The sequence below is a fragment of the Gluconobacter aidae genome (genome assembly GCF_009547075.1).
Taxonomy (GTDB): Bacteria; Pseudomonadota; Alphaproteobacteria; order Acetobacterales; family Acetobacteraceae; genus Gluconobacter; species Gluconobacter aidae.
Genome location: NZ_WIPH01000020.1, coordinates 1 through 15,380 on the forward strand (window position 1 = coordinate 1; position 15,380 = coordinate 15,380).

Sequence of the window (15,380 nt, forward strand, 5' to 3'; positions counted from 1 at the left end):
GCGACAGCCTTCCGTGGCGCTGGCGCCGCCAGGCGTTTGTCCGGATACAGGCACCATGTCGTGGCCGGGCAACGCCAGCATTCGGGCGCGCGCGCTTTGCAGACATAGCGCCCGTGCAGGATCAGCCAGTGATGCGCCGGGCGGAGCATGTCTTTCGGGATGCGTGCGACCAGCCCGTCCTCGACCTGTCGCACGGTTTTGCCGGGGGCCAGGCCGGTGCGGTTGCCGATACGGAAAATATGCGTATCGACCGCCATCGTATCCGCGCCGAACGCGACATTCATCACGACATTCGCCGTCTTGCGCCCCACACCGGCCAGCGCTTCGAGCGAAGCCCGGTCGGATGGCACCTGCCCTCCGTGACGTTCCAGCAACTGGTGGCAGAGCAGGTTCACATTATGTGCTTTCGCCCGCCACAGGCCGATGGTGCGGATGTGCCGCGCAATGCCCTCTTCGCCGATGGCCGCCATGGAGGCCGGGTCGGGGGCTTCCTCGAACAGGCCCTTCGTCGCCTTGTTGACGGATTTGTCCGTCGCCTGTGCCGACAGCACGACGCTTACCAGAAGTTCGAACGGATTGCGGAACACCAGTTCGCTTTCCGCATCGGGATTGGCTTCGGCAAGCGCTGTGATGAAGGCTTTTGCGGCCGCCTTGCTCATGGCCCGCTTCGCGGTTGCGGGGGCATCGGTCATGACGGGCACTCCAATAGGGTATGTTGCGTCCGGTCCGGACACACAGCAAGATACGGCAAAGTTCTGAAAATTCCATGCCATCATCCTCCATGTCATTACACCGTGGCCTGTTCTGCATGACATCGCAGACCGGCAGACGGCGGAGCGCCCTGTGTCTGATACCGTGTCCGATACCCCTCTTCCCATGACCCGCCAGCAGCAGGAGGGGAGCAGGCAGGATGTCTCCTTTACGGATGTTCTGTCTTTCGTCTGTAGCCGCTGGCGCGATCATCCCCTTCTGCTTGCGAAGACCCTCGGCGGCGTTGCCCTTGCCACGCTGGCCGATGTCTGCACGCCCATTCTCGCAGGACGTCTGGTGGAGGATATTTCCCGCCATGCCGCCGGGCCTGCCGTGGAGAAAACCGCGGAGCTTATTCACCTGCGCGACGATGCGGGGCTGATGGTCGCGGGGCTGATCGTACTCGGGCTGGTCGGGCTGTTCGGACGACGCTCCTCCTTCATCGGGATCTCGCATCTCACGCTCGCCATCATGCATCGTGTTGCCAATCAGGCGTTCGATCGCGTGCAGCGGTTTTCGACGGACTGGCACGCGAACAACTTCGCCGGCTCGACCGTCCGCAAACTGACGCGCGGTATCTGGGCGATCGATACGCTGGACGACACGCTCCTGCTCCTGATCGCGCCGGAAGTGCTGGTTCTGGGTGGGACGACGGCGGTGCTCATGGTTCGCTCGCCGCTGATGGGGTCGGTTCTGGCGGTTTCGGTGGTGCTGTTCGCCACGCTCTCCATCATGCTGACCCTGCGCTATGTCGCGCCCACCGCCCGTGCGTCCAATGAATGGGACACGAAAATGGGTGCGGCCATGGCGGATGCCGTCACCTGCAATCCGGTCGTCAAGGCATTCGGTGCGGAAAACCGCGAGGACGACCGGCTCGACAGCATCATCCGTGGCTGGCGTCAGCGCACTCTGAAAACCTGGGTGCGCGGCACCAACAGCGCCAATCTTCAGGCTCTGGCCTCGCTCGCCATGCGGATGCTGCTGATCGGGCTTGCCGTCTGGCTGTGGTGGGACGGCAAGGCTGGTCCGGGTGACGTGGCCTATGTGCTGACGATGATGTTCCTCGTGCAGGGGTATCTGCGCGATCTGGGGCAGCAGGTCAGTCAGGTGCAGCGTTCGGTCAACGAGATGGAGGAACTCGTGACGATTTTTCGCCGCGATCCCGCCATTCAGGACGCTTCCGATGCCCGGATGGCGCGTTTCACGACAGGGGCCATCCGCTTCGAGCAGGTGGATTTCCAGTATCCGGGGCAGGCCAAACCGCTTTACCACGATCTGAGCATTGATATCGCGCCAGGGTCCCGTGTGGCGCTTGTCGGGCCGAGCGGTTCGGGCAAGACGACCCTGACCAAGCTGCTTCAGCGCCTCTATGATGTGAATGGCGGACGCATCGTGGTGGATGGGCAGGATATCGCCCATGTCACGCAGGAGTCCCTGCGCGCGCATATCGCCATCGTTCCGCAGGAACCGGTGCTGTTTCATCGCACGCTTGCGGAAAACATTGCCTATGCGTGCCCCGATGCGAGCCGCGCCGAGATCGAGGAGGCCGCCCGTCTGGCCAATGCGGCACCGTTCATCGAGCGGCTGCCCGAGGGGTATGAAACCATGGTTGGAGAGCGTGGCGTGAAACTTTCGGGGGGTGAGCGCCAGCGCGTTGCCATCGCCCGCGCCTTTCTGGCCGATGCGCCCATTCTGATTTTCGACGAAGCGACCTCAAGCCTCGATTCCGAGTCCGAATCCCTTGTGCAGGACGCGATGCGACGCCTGATGCAGAACCGGACCGTCATTGTCGTGGCGCATCGTCTCTCGACCGTCATGGAACTGGACCGCATCCTCGTATTCAGTCAGGGGGCTCTGAAGGAAGATGGCACGCATGCCGAACTGATTGCCCGCGAGGGCGGGATCTACCGCCGCCTGTTCGAGCTTCAGTCGCTGGAGGGCTGAAGGCGGAAGGAAAGGGTCTGCTTTTCGGCATCTTTCCCGGTCTGGGGGCGTTTCGTCCTTCATGGACGTTTCCGCCTGGGCCACATGATGCCCGATGAAGAAGCTCGGCGGGAGCCACACAGGAGACCGCCGCATGACCATCCGTTCCACCTTTACCGCCCTGTTGCTCGCAACGCCCGCCGCTTTCAGCATTGGAAATGCGCTGGCCGAACCGGTCGCGTTCGACCACGCGCGGCTGATTGACGGAACCGGGGCATCGGCGCAGCCGGACGCCACGGTGGTCATCGACAATGGTGTGATCCTTTCGGTCGGCACTCCGGCGCCCGCCGATGCCCGTCATGTGGACCTGACGGGCAAGACGCTGATGCCCGCTCTCATCAGCGATCACAGTCATGTCGGCCTCGTGAAAGGTACGGGGGCCAGCCGCGACAACTATACCCGCGCCAATATTCTCGCCGCCATGAAGCAGTATGCCGACTATGGCGTGCTGACCGTTACGGCACTGGGTCTGAACCGCTCTCCGCTGTTCGATACGCTGCGTCAGGAACAGCATGAGGGCCGCAATCCGGGGGCGGATCTGTATGGCGTGGATCAGGGGATCGGCGCGCCGGATGGTGTGCCCCCGGCCGCCATGGTCAAGGGCATTGGTCCCGATCAGGTCTTCCGTCCGACGACGCCTGAAGAAGCGCGCAAGGACGTGGACCAGATGATTGCGGAACACACGGATCTGGTGAAGCTCTGGGTGGACGATTTCCGCAATGACGTTCCGGACGGCAAGACCTATCCCATGCTGCCACCCGCCATCTATCAGGCCGTTATCGACGAAGCGCACCAGCACGACACGCGGGTTGCGGTCCATATCCACGATCTTGCCGTCGCCAAGGCCATCGTGGCGGCAAAAGCCGATATCCTCGCGCATGGTGTGCGGGACCAGCCGGTGGATCATGATCTGATCGCGGCGATGCTCCGTCAGGGCACATGGTATATTGCGACGCTGGATCTGGACGAGGCGAACTATCTTTATGCCGAGCAGCCGGAGCTGCTCTCCAATCCGTTCGTTCTGGCAGGCATCGACAAACCCCTGCGCCGCCAGTTCACGGACCCGAAATGGCGCGCGGAGACACTGGCCAAGCCTCTGACCAAGGCTTCGCATTACGCGCTATCCGTCAACCAGAAGAACCTCGCCGTTCTGTATCGGGCGGGGGTGAAGGTTGGTTTCGGCACGGATTCCGGGGCCGCACCGACCCGTATTCCCGGCTTCGCAGAGCATCGCGAGCTGTATCTGACGGTGCAGGCCGGGCTGTCTCCCGTCCAAGCCATCAGTCTGGCGACGGGCAATGCCGCGGCCCTGCTGCATCTGTCAGACCGGGGCGTGATCGCACCGGGGCGCCGGGCGGATCTTCTGGTCGTGGACGGGAATGCGGATGAAAACATTGCTGCCGTGGACCAGATTGATCAGGTCTGGCAGCGGGGCGCGCTTGTCAGCCACGGCCCCGTCCGTTCGAAGAACTGACTCTGTCGCTGCTTCGGGGGGCAAACGTCCCGGGAGCAGTCGGAACACTGGTCCGGTCAACGTCGTGGAAATCACGGTCAGAACCATGAGCGAGGCAGGGGCCAGGGGCGAATTCCGAAAATCATGCCAGCGCGTGTGGGGTGGATGAATCAGGCGTGGAGCGAGCGGTAATTGAAGCACCACTCGCAGTCAGTCAGGAATAAGGGGAAAGCCCTGACGTGGGATTCCATTGTATCGTTGCAGATGTCGTTTCGCCTGGTGCCCAAATTGGTCTTTGGATGGCATATGCCAACTGGTTGCGACGTTTTGCTTTCTTTATGATTGGCGAAGCTTCTCGGCTTCGTCAATGTAAGTCTGCATGGCCAGATGTTTCTCTGCTGTATTCCAGAAATGGATGAAGCCACGTGGATGGGCGGGGTCCGTGGGATGGTCGTAACCGCCTATCTGGGTTCGGGCACTGACAGGTTCGCCATCGAAATCGTCGAGTTTATACAGCGTGTAGTTTAGCACGCTCTGGTCATAGAACGGGATGGATTTGCGGCCATGCCGGGATGTGTAGCGGACCAGTGTCTGATAGGCGGCTCTGATGTAGCGGGCATGATCCGTCATGTTCGGAACCAGAAGAAGGCCGCCATTGAAGCCATGCAATCCTTCGCATGTAAACGGATCGGCCTGCACCAGACTGGATCCTGTGTGTTCTGATGTGGTAATCATATGGAAAGGTTCGATTTGTGCACTGCACCGACGGGCTTTGACTGCCTCGATAAGGAAAGATTCGATGGGGTGGTCAAAAACGATATCCACGTCCGAATACAGGATGGGCTGGTATTCATCGAGTAATGACGTGTTGAAGATCGTCAGCCGGGCGCCAACAAAGTCGAGCTGGTCCGAGCCTTGCATCGGAATGACCTGGATCTGACTGCGAAGGGCCTCAGGGGCCAGACCTTTCAGATGGTCCGCTTCGATGTTGCTGACGATCAGGATCGTGCCGTCATATTTTGCGAGCGATCCAATACTGCGGATGCATTCGCAATACTGCTGAAGAGCCACTCCATGCCCGAAAACGACAAGGACGATGGCGGGATTGAGCAAAAATGCTTCATGAACTTTCCAGTCATCGAAAAATATGAAGCGGGGCAGGTGTTTCGTGGCTGCGGCGCTGTTGAAGAACGCTTCCATTGGAAGCTTCTTTTCTCCGAATGTAACCTGGTCGAAATTCGATTCCCGGAGATTCAGCTTTACGATGGTGTCGCTGCCCCCCAAGACCCAGCGATAGCTGGCAACCCGTCTGGCAGCATGAAAGGTCTCAATATCGAGAAGCTTGAATGTTTCCCAGAGGTTGCGGTGCTCGGCAACGAAATCAAGACCGCCAAGATGGTTGGCCCGAGCGAATCTGCCACCGTACTGAAAGCTGTAATGCCCATTGCCATGATACTCGGATGTTATCGCGACAGTGGGAATGGCGCGCGTGACGGTCAATGTTTCGAGATCCAGCCAGCGGTCCGCATCTTCCAATGTACAGAAACCCTGAAGTCCGTTTCTGTCATAAAAACAAAGAACATCTTCAGGACGTTTAATATTTGAAAGATCTCGCTGAACGACGCGCTCTCCTTCCACGTGGAAGACTTTCAAATTATGGCTGACCAGAATTTTCAGCATTGGTTCGCGCGCGCTTTCCCTGTGAATGGCGGTTTACAACATCGCATGAATTATGTTTGGAAACAAACCGGCATCGTTGCCGATGACCTCTTTGAGGTCAGTATTCCGTTTGTAAGTCCTGGCCTCATTCTGCAGGGTTGATTCAAGTAGAAGGGCGGCCCAAAATCTGAATTTGACGCAGGTTCAGGACACCGTGCTCCAGCAGCCGGATACGCAGATGGCGGGTGGCAACGGCCTGCTTCGGGTTCCACACGATTTCGTCTTGTGGAGCCGGGGAAGGGCTTTGTCCATCCAGGACCAGACGCATGACACTCCAGTACTTGCCATCGGCCGAAGTCTCGAATGCAAAGCGGATGAAGCGGTTGCGCCATCCGGGGCGTGTCAATATCCGGATCTGATCGATGACCACCAGCCGGTCGAAATCTGCTTTCCACCACGGAAAAGATTCATTTTCCGAATGAATACTGTAGTCGTCCGATCCAATGAAAAGTAAATCGGCTTCGGAATATTTATCTTTCCCGCGTGAATAAACGGAAACAGAACTCATTTCAGCTGACGCATAAAGAGAAAGATTCTGTGGAATGCCTAAATCCAGGGTTTCCGCCCTGAGAGAGCGTAGATGCAGGCAACTCTTTGACAGGCTGGTAATACGAAGGAAGCGTCCAAGAGAAGGGGCTTTGAAAGTAACAAAACTTTCTTTTTTATCGGGATCGATGGAAAGGTCGAAAACCTCGCTGCGCCACGATTCACTGTCCAAGCTTGTCTCGATAGTGAAATGTTCAAAGCGTTCGGAATAGGTTTCCCGGTTTTTGATCGTGAGTGATTTAAGAAAGGTCCCTTCAAGAAGATCAATCACGATCCATGGATGATTTTCGTAACCTGTATGGAAAGCAAATTCGCCCTCCCAACGTGGATTGGTGAGGTTGTCAGCTTCTGCGGGAAGGTCGGACCGGGAATAATCACTGCTGGAACTCGTTGCCACGGGTTTGTGTGCAGCGGGATCCTGCGTGGAATAAATGTCGATTTCGTAAATGCGCGACAGTATGGCTGCGGCCGTATGGTCTGGTTCGCGCAGGGATTTGTCCAGAATGGCTTGCTGCACTTCCCTCTGGTTTTCGTAACGGAAGGCGGCTTCGTCCTCCGGATAATTGTCTATGAAGGTGCGTGTCGGCCGGGAAGCCAATGCAAGATTAATGATCTTCTTTCCTGATACCACCGAATGGACGAAGGAGCCCGGAATATTGACGATCGGATTGTGCTCCGAATATTTTCTTTCGAAATGGAAGTTGTGCAGATTTGCGAAATCCTGGAGATCGGCGATCTTCAGGCCTGCGTCCCGTATTGTTGCCGGCACGACGGTTTCGCAAAACGGCCAGTTGGTACGAGTGCCGACAGCGTGCTCTCCTGCCATTTCCAGACGTCGCTCTGTTATGAGTTCGAGGGCTTTGTGCGAGAAAACAGAGACGCAGAGCAGACATCCCAATGGGTCGTTACTGACCGAAAGGGCGTCATTGTACCACATCCATTCCGGTGTCGGACTGTGGATGAAATCGACGATGAGATCGATGCCATCTTTCGCCATTGTTTCGCAAAGACGGGAAAAATCCATGTTGACGGAAACATCTGATTCAGTAACGACGTAGTAGTCGTATTTCTGTTTTTCCCATGACAGAATAATGGGGCAGATGTAATCCCAGTTGTGCCAGAGTGGCCTGTCTTTTGGTATGATCGGAAGCCCCAATTGGGCGATTTCAGTCTGTGTATGTCCGATACAGTCAAAACCAGGTGTGGCAAAGACGTGCTGCGTGAAATCAGCGGCAATGACAAAATCTCCCCCATGGCTGCTGTCCTGCGCCTTGTGGGCCATTCTGTCGATACATTCATCCCATGAATAGGTTCTGAACACGGTAAGAAAACGCATCTTTTCTACACAGTCTGGCATGATCAACTGCTCATGATTAACAATGTATGCTTCAATCCAGTCAATATTTTAGATTTTAGCATGTTTTCGGGCGCTCGACATGAAATGTGTCCAGACAAGTGTTCAGAAACGCCGTCAGGGCCCGTCCGCGATGGCTTAGGGTGTTCTTTTCGGCTTCCGTCATTTCCGCGAACGTCCGGCTTTCGCCTTCGGGTACGAACATGGGGTCGTAGCCATGTCCATGATCGCCCCGTGGGGGCCAGACGACCGTGCCGTGACATTCGCCCTGCACGGTCCGCGTTTCGCCGTCCGGCCATGCCAGACACAGCGCTGCGACGAAAAAGGCCCGATGATCGGCGCTGTCGCCCATCTCCCGGTGCACGCGCTCCATCGCGATCTGCATGTCCTTGGTCGGGCCGCCCCAGCGCGCGGAATACACGCCCGGCCGGTTGTCCAGCGCCGCGACGCAGAAGCCGGAATCATCGGCCAGCGCGGGCAGTCCGGAAGCCCGGGCCGCGGCCAGGGCCTTGATGGCGGCGTTGCCGGTGAAGGTCTCTTCCGTCTCTTCGGGTTCCGGAAGGTTCAGTTCGGCTGCCGAGATGACGGTGATCCCGCTCTCGGCCAGCAGAGTGGAGAATTCGCGTAGTTTGCCGGCGTTATGGCTGGCCAGAACGATTTTTGAGCCTTGGGACAGTGTCCGCATCATGCAGTCTCCAGTACGTGGTTCTGGGCGTCGAACAGTCGGGCCGTGCCGAGCTTCGCCAGTCGGAGGAGTTCGAAAAATTCGGTCTCCTGAAACGGTTTGTCCTCGGCGGTTCCCTGAATTTCGATGATGCCACCATCTGCCGTCAGGACGAAATTCGTATCGGCCTGCGCGCTGCTGTCTTCGATATAGTCCAGATCCAGCACGGCTCCCGCCTCTGTCAGCCCGCACGAGACCGCTGCGACCTGGGCCGTGAGGGCCTGCGAGCGCCTGATTTTCTTCAGTGCGATCGCCAGTGCCACCCAGGCGCCCGTGATGGAGGCGCAGCGCGTGCCGCCATCCGCGTTCAGCACATCACAGTCGAGCGTGATGGTCCGCTCTCCCAGCTTTTTCAGATCCACACAGGCCCGGAGCGACCGGGCGATCAGGCGCTGGATTTCCTGCGTGCGGCCGGACTGCTTGCCTTTGGCCGCCTCGCGCTGGCCACGATGATGCGTTGCCCGGGGGAGCATTCCGTATTCGGCCGTGATCCAGCCCTGTCCCCTGTTGCGCAGGAACGCCGGTACACGCTCCTCGACCGTGGCCGTGCACAGGACTTCCGTGCCGCCCACGCGGATGAGGGCGGAGCCTTCGGCATGGCGGGCAAAGCCCGTTTCGATTGAAACAATGCGGTTTTCGTCCGGCGCACGCCCCGATGGACGCTTGCGTGCGGTGTCAGTCATGTCAAAATAGATCCTGTGGAAGAATATGTCCCGCCTCTAGCGCGTTTGACGCAGACCCATCCAGCCCCGACAGTGGGTTTACCATGATGCGACCACAGCCTCCCCTGTTCCGCCCTTCCATCCCGATGCCGCACGGTCTGGGAGATCGTGAAGCCGCGATTTTGCGCGAAATCGTCGAGGAATATGTCGAAACGGGTGAGCCCATCGGCAGCCAGACTCTCGCCCAGCGCCTGCAACCGGCCCTGTCTCCAGCCACGATCCGCAATGTCATGGCGGATCTCGCGCGGGCCGGACTGCTGTTCAGCCCGCATGTCTCGGCTGGGCGCCTGCCGACCGAAAAGGGCGTGCGTCTGTTCGTGGACGGACTGCTCCAGTTCGGCCCCCTGACGGAAGAAGACCGCGCCAGCATCGACAGCCGGCTCGATATTCACGGGCGGTCCTATCAGGATATCCTGTCCGAAGCGTCGTCCCTGCTGTCGGGCCTGTCTTCCGCCGCCGGGCTGGTGCTCGCGCCGAAATCGGATGCCGCGCTCAAGCATATCGAGTTCGTAGCACTTGGTCCGGGGCGGGTTCTGGTCATTCTGGTGGGCTCGGACGGGCAGGTCGAGAACCGCATCATCGAGACCCCGCCCGGCGTGCCGCCTTCCGCTCTTGTCGAGGCCGGGAACTACCTGAACGCCCGTCTTGGTGACCTGACGCTCGGCACGCTGCGCGAGCAGGTTCGCAGCGAAATGGATGCCAGCCGCCATGAACTCGATGCCCTGACCGCCAGTGTGATCGAAAGCGGCCTTGCGACATGGGATGCCGAGGGGGGGACGCTGTTCGTGAAAGGGCAGGGGAAGCTTTTGGCCGACATCACGGAAATCGAGCGCCTGACCACGATCCGCATGCTGTTCGACCATCTGGAGACGCAGGAGACCATGCTTCAGCTGCTGCAACTGGCGGATGCGTCCGAAGGGGTGCGGATCTATATCGGGCGCGAAAGCGGCATGTTCGGGATGTCGGGCGTGTCCATGATCGTGGCGCCTGCCCGCAACGAAGCCCAGAAAATCGTAGGTGCGATTGGTGTGATCGGCCCGACCCGTCTGAATTACGGGCGGATCGTGCCTGTGGTGGACTACACCGCGCGAATGGTTGGTCGTCTGCTGGGCTGAGGGCTTCTGGATGTTGCGGGATGATGATCCCGGAGTTACGCCTCTTTCATGAAATGACCTTTTTAGACGGGGCGACTAAAGGTACGGAATAATGCTATGCAGGGGACATGACGCGACGCTCTTTCCGCTCCCGTAACCCTCAAGGTCCGGGCGCCACGCCACCACGCCCTCCCCGTTTCCGCCGCTACCGGCAGTCCCTGGCGATCATCGCCGGTGTGGGGCTTGTGGGTGTGGCCGGGGCGGGCGTTCTGGGCTGGACGACCTATGCCAAGCTGGTGGCTGATCTGCCCAGCGTGGACAGCCTGCGCGCCTATCAGCCGCCGACCGTCAGCCGTATCTACACGTCCGATGACCGCCTGATGGCCGAACTGGCGAACGAGCGCCGGATATTCGTACCGATCAACGCCATTCCAGAGCGCGTGAAGAATGCCTTCATCGCCACGGAAGACCATAATTTCTATACGCATGGCGGCGTGGATTTCATGGCGATCGGCCGTGCGGGTCTGACGGACATTTTTGCGCGTCATGGCCGCCGTCCGCTGGGGGCTTCGACCATCACCCAGCAGGTGGCGAAGGTCATGCTGCTCAACAGCAACGTTCTGAGCCTCGATCGCAAGATCAAGGAAGCCCTGCTCGCCATGAAAATGGAGCAGGTGCTGTCCAAGGATAAGATCCTCGAAATCTACCTGAACGGTATCTATCTCGGGAACGGCGCCTATGGTGTGGCCGCGGCCGCGCAAAGTTATTTCAACAAACCGCTCGACCAGCTCGATGACGCCGAAGCCGCCTCTCTGGCGGCACTTCCCAAATCACCCACGAACTACAATCCGTTTCTGCATCCGCAGGCCGCGATGGGCCGCCGTAACCTCGTGCTGGATCTGATGGTCGAGGCTGGCGTCCTGACACGTCAGCAGGCCGATCAGGAAAAGCAGGAGCCGTTGGTCCCGCAGCAGAAGCAGCGTTTCGGACCTCTGCCGGATTCCGAATGGTTCGGCGAGGAGGTCCGTCGTCAGCTCATCGCCCAGTACGGACAGGAGCGTGCGGCGCAGGGTGGTCTGGAAGTCCATACCAGTCTCGACCAGAACCTTCAGGTTACGGAAACGCGCCTTCTGCATGAAGGCCTGATGAATTACGACCGTGTCCATAGTGGGTGGCGCGGGCCTTTGCGGAACCTGCCGGACATTCAGGATGATGGCTGGAAAAGCGCGCTCGATCATGTCACGCCGCCCGGCGGGATGCTGCGCGAGTGGCGTCTGGCGGTCGTGTTGCCGGGTGGCACGCATGTCGGCTGGATCGAGGAAGGTAGCCCCCGCAAAGGCGCGCTCCTTGCGACCGATATCGGCTGGGCGCGTCGGGCGCATCCGCTGCGTGCCGGGGACGTCATCATGGTCGAACCGCAGGAAGGCGGTGCGGCGGCACTGCGCCAGATTCCGCAGGTCGAAGGGGCGGCGGTGACGCTGGATGTGCATACGGGCCGCGTTCTGGCGATGGTCGGCGGCTGGTCGTTCCATGAAAGCCAGTTCAACCGGGCCACGCAGGCGCTGCGTCAGCCAGGGTCGTCCTTCAAGCCTTTTGTCTATCTGGCGGCCATGGAGAAGGGGATTTCCCCGTCCGAACGCTTCGACGATTCTCCCATTTCCTATGGCGACTGGCACCCGCAGAACTACGAGCACGACAACTGGGGTCCGACGACGCTGCATGACGCGCTGCGTGAAAGTCGCAACCTCGTCACGATCCGCGTCGCTGCCCATCTTGGCATGAAAGCGGTCGCCGATACGGCCATCCGCGCCGGACTTGTGGCGCAGATGCCGCATGTCCTGCCCGCGGCGCTGGGCGCTGTCGAAACCACCGTCATGCGCGAGGCCGCTGCCTACGCCACGATCGCCAATGGCGGCCACATCGTCACGCCAACCCTTGTAGACGATATTCAGGATCGCGCCGGGACTGTCCTGTGGCAGGCGGGGGGGCTGAAACTCGGCACTGCCATGCAGGCACCGCCCGGCGAGCAGCCCGCTCCCACGGACGGTACCTCGGCGGATAGCGCGACGCCGCCTGTCACGCCTACTCCCGTCACGCCTACTCCCGTCCCGGCCACGCCAGTACCCGGCAGCGTGTCTGTCCCCTCTCTGATCGACACACGCCCGACGCTGGCCAGCGAGCAGAGCACATTCCAGATCGTGAAGATGATGCAGGACGTGATCGCCCGGGGCACTGGCCGTATGGCGGGTGTCGGCATCGACCGTCCCATCGCGGGCAAGACCGGCACCAGTCAGGACTTTCATGATGCCTGGTTCGCCGGATTCTCGCCCGATATCGTTACGGTGGTTTGGGTCGGTTTCGACACGCCCCAGACATTGGGACGCAATTCAGATGGTGGCCGTGTGGCTGGACCCATTTGGAATAAAATCATGAAGGTGGCGCTCGCGAGCCGCCCGAAACTCGACTTCCGTGTGCCGGATGGCATTATACTGGCCAGCTACGACACGGGGCGCATTTCGGCCGTGGATGGCTTCAAGACCGATCAGGTTCCGGGAGCGTCGGTTGAACTGCATGGCTTCGGCGCGGGTACCGAAGCTTTGACCGCCGCCGATACCGGAGCCGATGCCGTGATTTCGGACTCCGAAAGTGACATGGCCCAGACACCTGGCCAATCCGGAGCCGCGGTGGGCACCGGCAGTTCCGCAGCGCAGGGACAGGCCCAGAAGCCTGCTCCGTCCGATGGTGACATCGGCGTGGGCGGCCTATACTAAGACCCACCAGAACAGACCCCCCTTATGAGTGGAGGAACCTATGTCGGCCGAAACCGAGGCCCTTTCCGAGCAGATCAAGCAGTCGGTGGCACTGCTGAGGAGGCATCTTTGACTGGGATGTCGCAACAACACGCCTCGCGGAACTGAACCATCGCGTTGAAGATCCCGACCTGTGGAATGACGCGGACGCTGCCCAGAAGCTGATGCGGGAGCGCACGACGCTCGCCAACCAGATCGAGGGCGTCCAGCAGATCGAAGCCGAGGTCGAAGGTACGCTTGAACTGGTCGAACTGGCGGAAATGGAAGGGGATGACAGCCTCGTTCAGGATGCCGTTCAGACCCTGCGCGCCATCGCCGAGGACGTCCGCAAGCGCGAAATCGAAAGCCTGCTCTCTGGCGAGGCGGACAGCAATGACTGCTATGTCGAGGTGAATGCGGGCGCTGGTGGCACGGAAGCTCAGGACTGGGCCGAAATGCTCCTGCGCATGTATACGCGCTGGGCCGAGCAGCATGGCTACAAGGTCACGTTCATCGAAGGCAGCGAAGGCGAGCAGGCCGGCATCAAATCCGCCACCATCCAGGTGAGCGGCCCGAATGCCTATGGCTGGCTCAAGACTGAAGCGGGCGTCCACCGTCTGGTCCGGATCTCGCCGTTCGATGCGGCCGCCCGCCGGCAGACGTCGTTCGCGTCTGTCTGGGTTTATCCGGTCGTGGATGATTCGATCGAGATCGAGATCAACGATTCGGACCTGCGCGTCGATACGTTCCGCGCCTCGGGCGCAGGTGGACAGCACGTCAACAAGACGGATTCGGCCATCCGGATCACCCATATCCCGACCGGAATTGTGGTGGCCTGTCAGACCGACCGTTCGCAGCACCGCAACCGCGCCAAGGCCATGGAAATGCTGCGAGCCCGCATGTACGAGGCGGAGCTTCAGAAGCGTGAGGCCGCCGCGGCGCAGACAGAGGCCTCAAAGACCGATATCGGCTGGGGGCACCAGATCCGTTCCTACGTCCTGGCGCCTTACCAGTTGGTCAAGGATCTGCGGACGGGAGTGGAGAAGGGGAACCCGGGCGCCGTGCTTGATGGTGCTCTGGACGATTTCATGTCGGCCTCTCTGGCGCAGAGCGTCGGGGCGACCCGTTCGGAAGCCAGCGCCTCGGCCCAGTAAGCCCTCTCTCCCCTAAGATGGATTCGGTCACGCGTCGGAACAGTTCGCTGTTCCGGCGCTTTTTTCTTAAATCTGTCATAACGCGCCGTAGTGAAATTGCGTTGCAAGGATTTCAGAGGATATTTTTGTTTGTCCCTCTGGCCCACAAAGCGCAGAATATGTCGACAATATGAAAAAATCGTTTCGATAAAAGCAATCACCCGCTTGACAGCATGGAGGTTAGACTGCCCAATCAGCATATCGGGTATGTTCTCAAAGCATGTGACGCATTTTATGGGTCTGCGGTGAGGGAACCTGATGGAAACACAGAAATCGGGGGCACCGCACCCGGCAGATGTGGATCAACGCCGGTGTCAGTGAGGGGTAAGAAGGTTTCGACATGAAGAGCTACGCCGCACAGCAGCGCAAGCCGACAGACTACATTGTCGCGATCATCGTGGCCGTGCTGGCTATGGGCGCCGTGATCTATGCGCTCATGAGCGGTGCCGTGAGCAAGCTGGTCCAGGAAAAGCCGCCTATCAAGACGGAGGTCATCAAGGAACAGCCTAAACCACCGCCGCCGCCACCGCCGCCGCCGCCGCCGCAGATGGAACAGCCGCCACCGCCGTATATTCCGCCGCCGAAGATCAGCGTTCCGCCGCCGCCGAAGGCGATCCAGCGGGTCACGCATGCCAAGCCGCCGCATCCGGTGCCGCCCAGCCCGACTCCGTCGCCAGAGCCCGTTCCGGCTCCGCCGCAGGGTCCGCCGGCTGAGGCAGTTCCCGACCATTCGGCGGGCGCACGACCGATCAACGGCGCACAGGCAGTCTATCCGGACGAAGCCATGGAAGAAAATCGCGAGGGTCATGTGACCGCATCGTGTGACATTCTTCCGACAGGCAAGACGGCGAACTGCACCATTGTGAATTCAAGCGGTGGCCACGAGTTCGTGGAAAGTGCGCTCGACTTCCTTCGTCGGGCCCGTTACCAGCCCGCGGTCGTGAACGGCGCTCCGGTAACAGAGCATCATCACGTGCTGCACATCGACTTCACGATGGGCGACGACTGATCTTTCGATTGCCGTCAAACAGAATTGCCCTGTCAGGTTCTCCA

The 15,380-nt window shown here is 59.9% G+C and carries 13 protein-coding genes and 1 pseudogene; 8 read left to right on the plus strand and 6 right to left on the minus strand.

Features of this window, described 5'->3' with window-relative positions; translation table 11 throughout:
* Positions 1–692: endonuclease III (gene nth, locus GFJ39_RS09330; protein ID WP_194285334.1), on the minus strand; the 692-nt coding region annotated here is incomplete at its 3' end.
* Between the two features lie 184 nt (positions 693–876).
* Here nth and GFJ39_RS09335 point away from each other — a divergent pair.
* Both GFJ39_RS09335 and GFJ39_RS09340 read left to right on the plus strand, forming a co-directional pair.
* Positions 877–2,694, plus strand: coding sequence for an ABC transporter ATP-binding protein (locus GFJ39_RS09335; RefSeq protein WP_153431111.1), 1,818 nt, complete (start codon positions 877–879; stop codon positions 2,692–2,694).
* Positions 2,695–2,827: 133 nt separating this feature from the next.
* Positions 2,828–4,207: an amidohydrolase family protein gene (locus tag GFJ39_RS09340; protein ID WP_153431079.1), complete on the plus strand. Its 1,380-nt coding sequence runs from the start codon at positions 2,828–2,830 to the stop codon at positions 4,205–4,207.
* 149 nt (positions 4,208–4,356) lie between these two features.
* Here GFJ39_RS09340 and GFJ39_RS14255 read toward each other — a convergent pair.
* Positions 4,357–4,474: pseudogene (locus GFJ39_RS14255) on the minus strand (IS1595 family transposase); the annotation flags it as partial.
* Between the two features lie 48 nt (positions 4,475–4,522).
* Positions 4,523–5,257 (minus strand): glycosyltransferase family protein, encoded by a 735-nt coding sequence (locus GFJ39_RS09345; protein WP_194285335.1) that lies wholly within the window; start codon positions 5,255–5,257, stop codon positions 4,523–4,525.
* Between the two features lie 3 nt (positions 5,258–5,260).
* On the opposite strand from GFJ39_RS09345, the gene GFJ39_RS09350 reads away from it, so the two are divergent.
* Together GFJ39_RS09350 and GFJ39_RS09355 are read left to right on the plus strand one after the other, a co-directional pair.
* Positions 5,261–5,791, plus strand: a complete 531-nt coding sequence (locus tag GFJ39_RS09350) for a hypothetical protein (RefSeq protein WP_153431081.1) — start codon at positions 5,261–5,263, stop codon at positions 5,789–5,791.
* 51 nt (positions 5,792–5,842) lie between these two features.
* On the plus strand, positions 5,843–6,007 hold the full coding sequence (locus GFJ39_RS09355) for a hypothetical protein (protein WP_153431082.1): 165 nt from the start codon (positions 5,843–5,845) through the stop codon (positions 6,005–6,007).
* A 1-nt stretch (position 6,008) separates the two neighbouring features.
* Here the strand turns inward: GFJ39_RS09355 and GFJ39_RS09360 are convergent, their stop codons facing one another.
* From GFJ39_RS09360 to rph, 3 genes are read right to left on the minus strand one after another with little or no spacing between them, the layout of a single operon-like run.
* Positions 6,009–7,808, minus strand: coding sequence for a discoidin domain-containing protein (locus GFJ39_RS09360; protein ID WP_153431083.1), 1,800 nt, complete (start codon positions 7,806–7,808; stop codon positions 6,009–6,011).
* A gap of 55 nt (positions 7,809–7,863) precedes the next feature.
* Positions 7,864–8,490, minus strand: a complete 627-nt coding sequence (gene rdgB, locus GFJ39_RS09365) for an RdgB/HAM1 family non-canonical purine NTP pyrophosphatase (protein ID WP_153431112.1) — start codon at positions 8,488–8,490, stop codon at positions 7,864–7,866.
* Positions 8,490–9,212, minus strand: coding sequence for a ribonuclease PH (gene rph, locus GFJ39_RS09370; protein ID WP_153431084.1), 723 nt, complete (start codon positions 9,210–9,212; stop codon positions 8,490–8,492). The genes rdgB and rph overlap by 1 nt, the downstream gene beginning before the upstream one ends.
* Positions 9,213–9,295: 83 nt before the next feature.
* Here rph and hrcA point away from each other — a divergent pair, with 83 nt between their 5' ends.
* From hrcA to GFJ39_RS09390, 4 genes are all read left to right on the plus strand, one after another.
* Positions 9,296–10,366 carry a heat-inducible transcriptional repressor HrcA gene (gene hrcA / locus GFJ39_RS09375; protein ID WP_153431085.1) on the plus strand — a complete coding sequence of 357 codons (1,071 nt, stop codon included), beginning with the start codon at positions 9,296–9,298 and terminating at the stop codon, positions 10,364–10,366.
* A gap of 107 nt (positions 10,367–10,473) precedes the next feature.
* On the plus strand, positions 10,474–13,116 hold the full coding sequence (locus GFJ39_RS09380; RefSeq protein ID WP_153431086.1) for a penicillin-binding protein 1A: 2,643 nt from the start codon (positions 10,474–10,476) through the stop codon (positions 13,114–13,116).
* 40 nt (positions 13,117–13,156) lie between these two features.
* Positions 13,157–14,288 (plus strand): peptide chain release factor 2 gene (gene prfB / locus GFJ39_RS09385; protein ID WP_153431087.1). Its coding sequence is split into 2 segments (ribosomal slippage): positions 13,157–13,225 and positions 13,227–14,288, totalling 1,131 coding nucleotides; the frame shifts between segments, so codons are not numbered across the junction.
* Between the two features lie 379 nt (positions 14,289–14,667).
* Positions 14,668–15,336, plus strand: a complete 669-nt coding sequence (locus GFJ39_RS09390; protein ID WP_153431088.1) for an energy transducer TonB — start codon at positions 14,668–14,670, stop codon at positions 15,334–15,336.
* Positions 15,337–15,380 lie beyond the last annotated feature (44 nt).

Bases quoted from the DNA above. Each gene is read 5' to 3' on its own strand.
- GFJ39_RS09390 (WP_153431088.1), top strand. From the start codon at position 14,668: ATGAAGAGCTACGCCGCACAGCAGCGCAAGCCGACAGACTACATTGTC.
- GFJ39_RS09335 (WP_153431111.1), top strand. From the start codon at position 877: ATGACCCGCCAGCAGCAGGAGGGGAGCAGGCAGGATGTCTCCTTTACG.
- rph (WP_153431084.1), bottom strand. From the start codon at position 9,212: ATGACTGACACCGCACGCAAGCGTCCATCGGGGCGTGCGCCGGACGAA.
- rdgB (WP_153431112.1), bottom strand. From the start codon at position 8,490: ATGCGGACACTGTCCCAAGGCTCAAAAATCGTTCTGGCCAGCCATAAC.
- GFJ39_RS09380 (WP_153431086.1), top strand. From the start codon at position 10,474: ATGACGCGACGCTCTTTCCGCTCCCGTAACCCTCAAGGTCCGGGCGCC.
- GFJ39_RS09360 (WP_153431083.1), bottom strand. From the start codon at position 7,808: ATGCCAGACTGTGTAGAAAAGATGCGTTTTCTTACCGTGTTCAGAACC.
- hrcA (WP_153431085.1), top strand. From the start codon at position 9,296: ATGATGCGACCACAGCCTCCCCTGTTCCGCCCTTCCATCCCGATGCCG.
- GFJ39_RS09355 (WP_153431082.1), top strand. From the start codon at position 5,843: ATGGCTGACCAGAATTTTCAGCATTGGTTCGCGCGCGCTTTCCCTGTG.
- GFJ39_RS09340 (WP_153431079.1), top strand. From the start codon at position 2,828: ATGACCATCCGTTCCACCTTTACCGCCCTGTTGCTCGCAACGCCCGCC.
- GFJ39_RS09350 (WP_153431081.1), top strand. From the start codon at position 5,261: ATGCCCGAAAACGACAAGGACGATGGCGGGATTGAGCAAAAATGCTTC.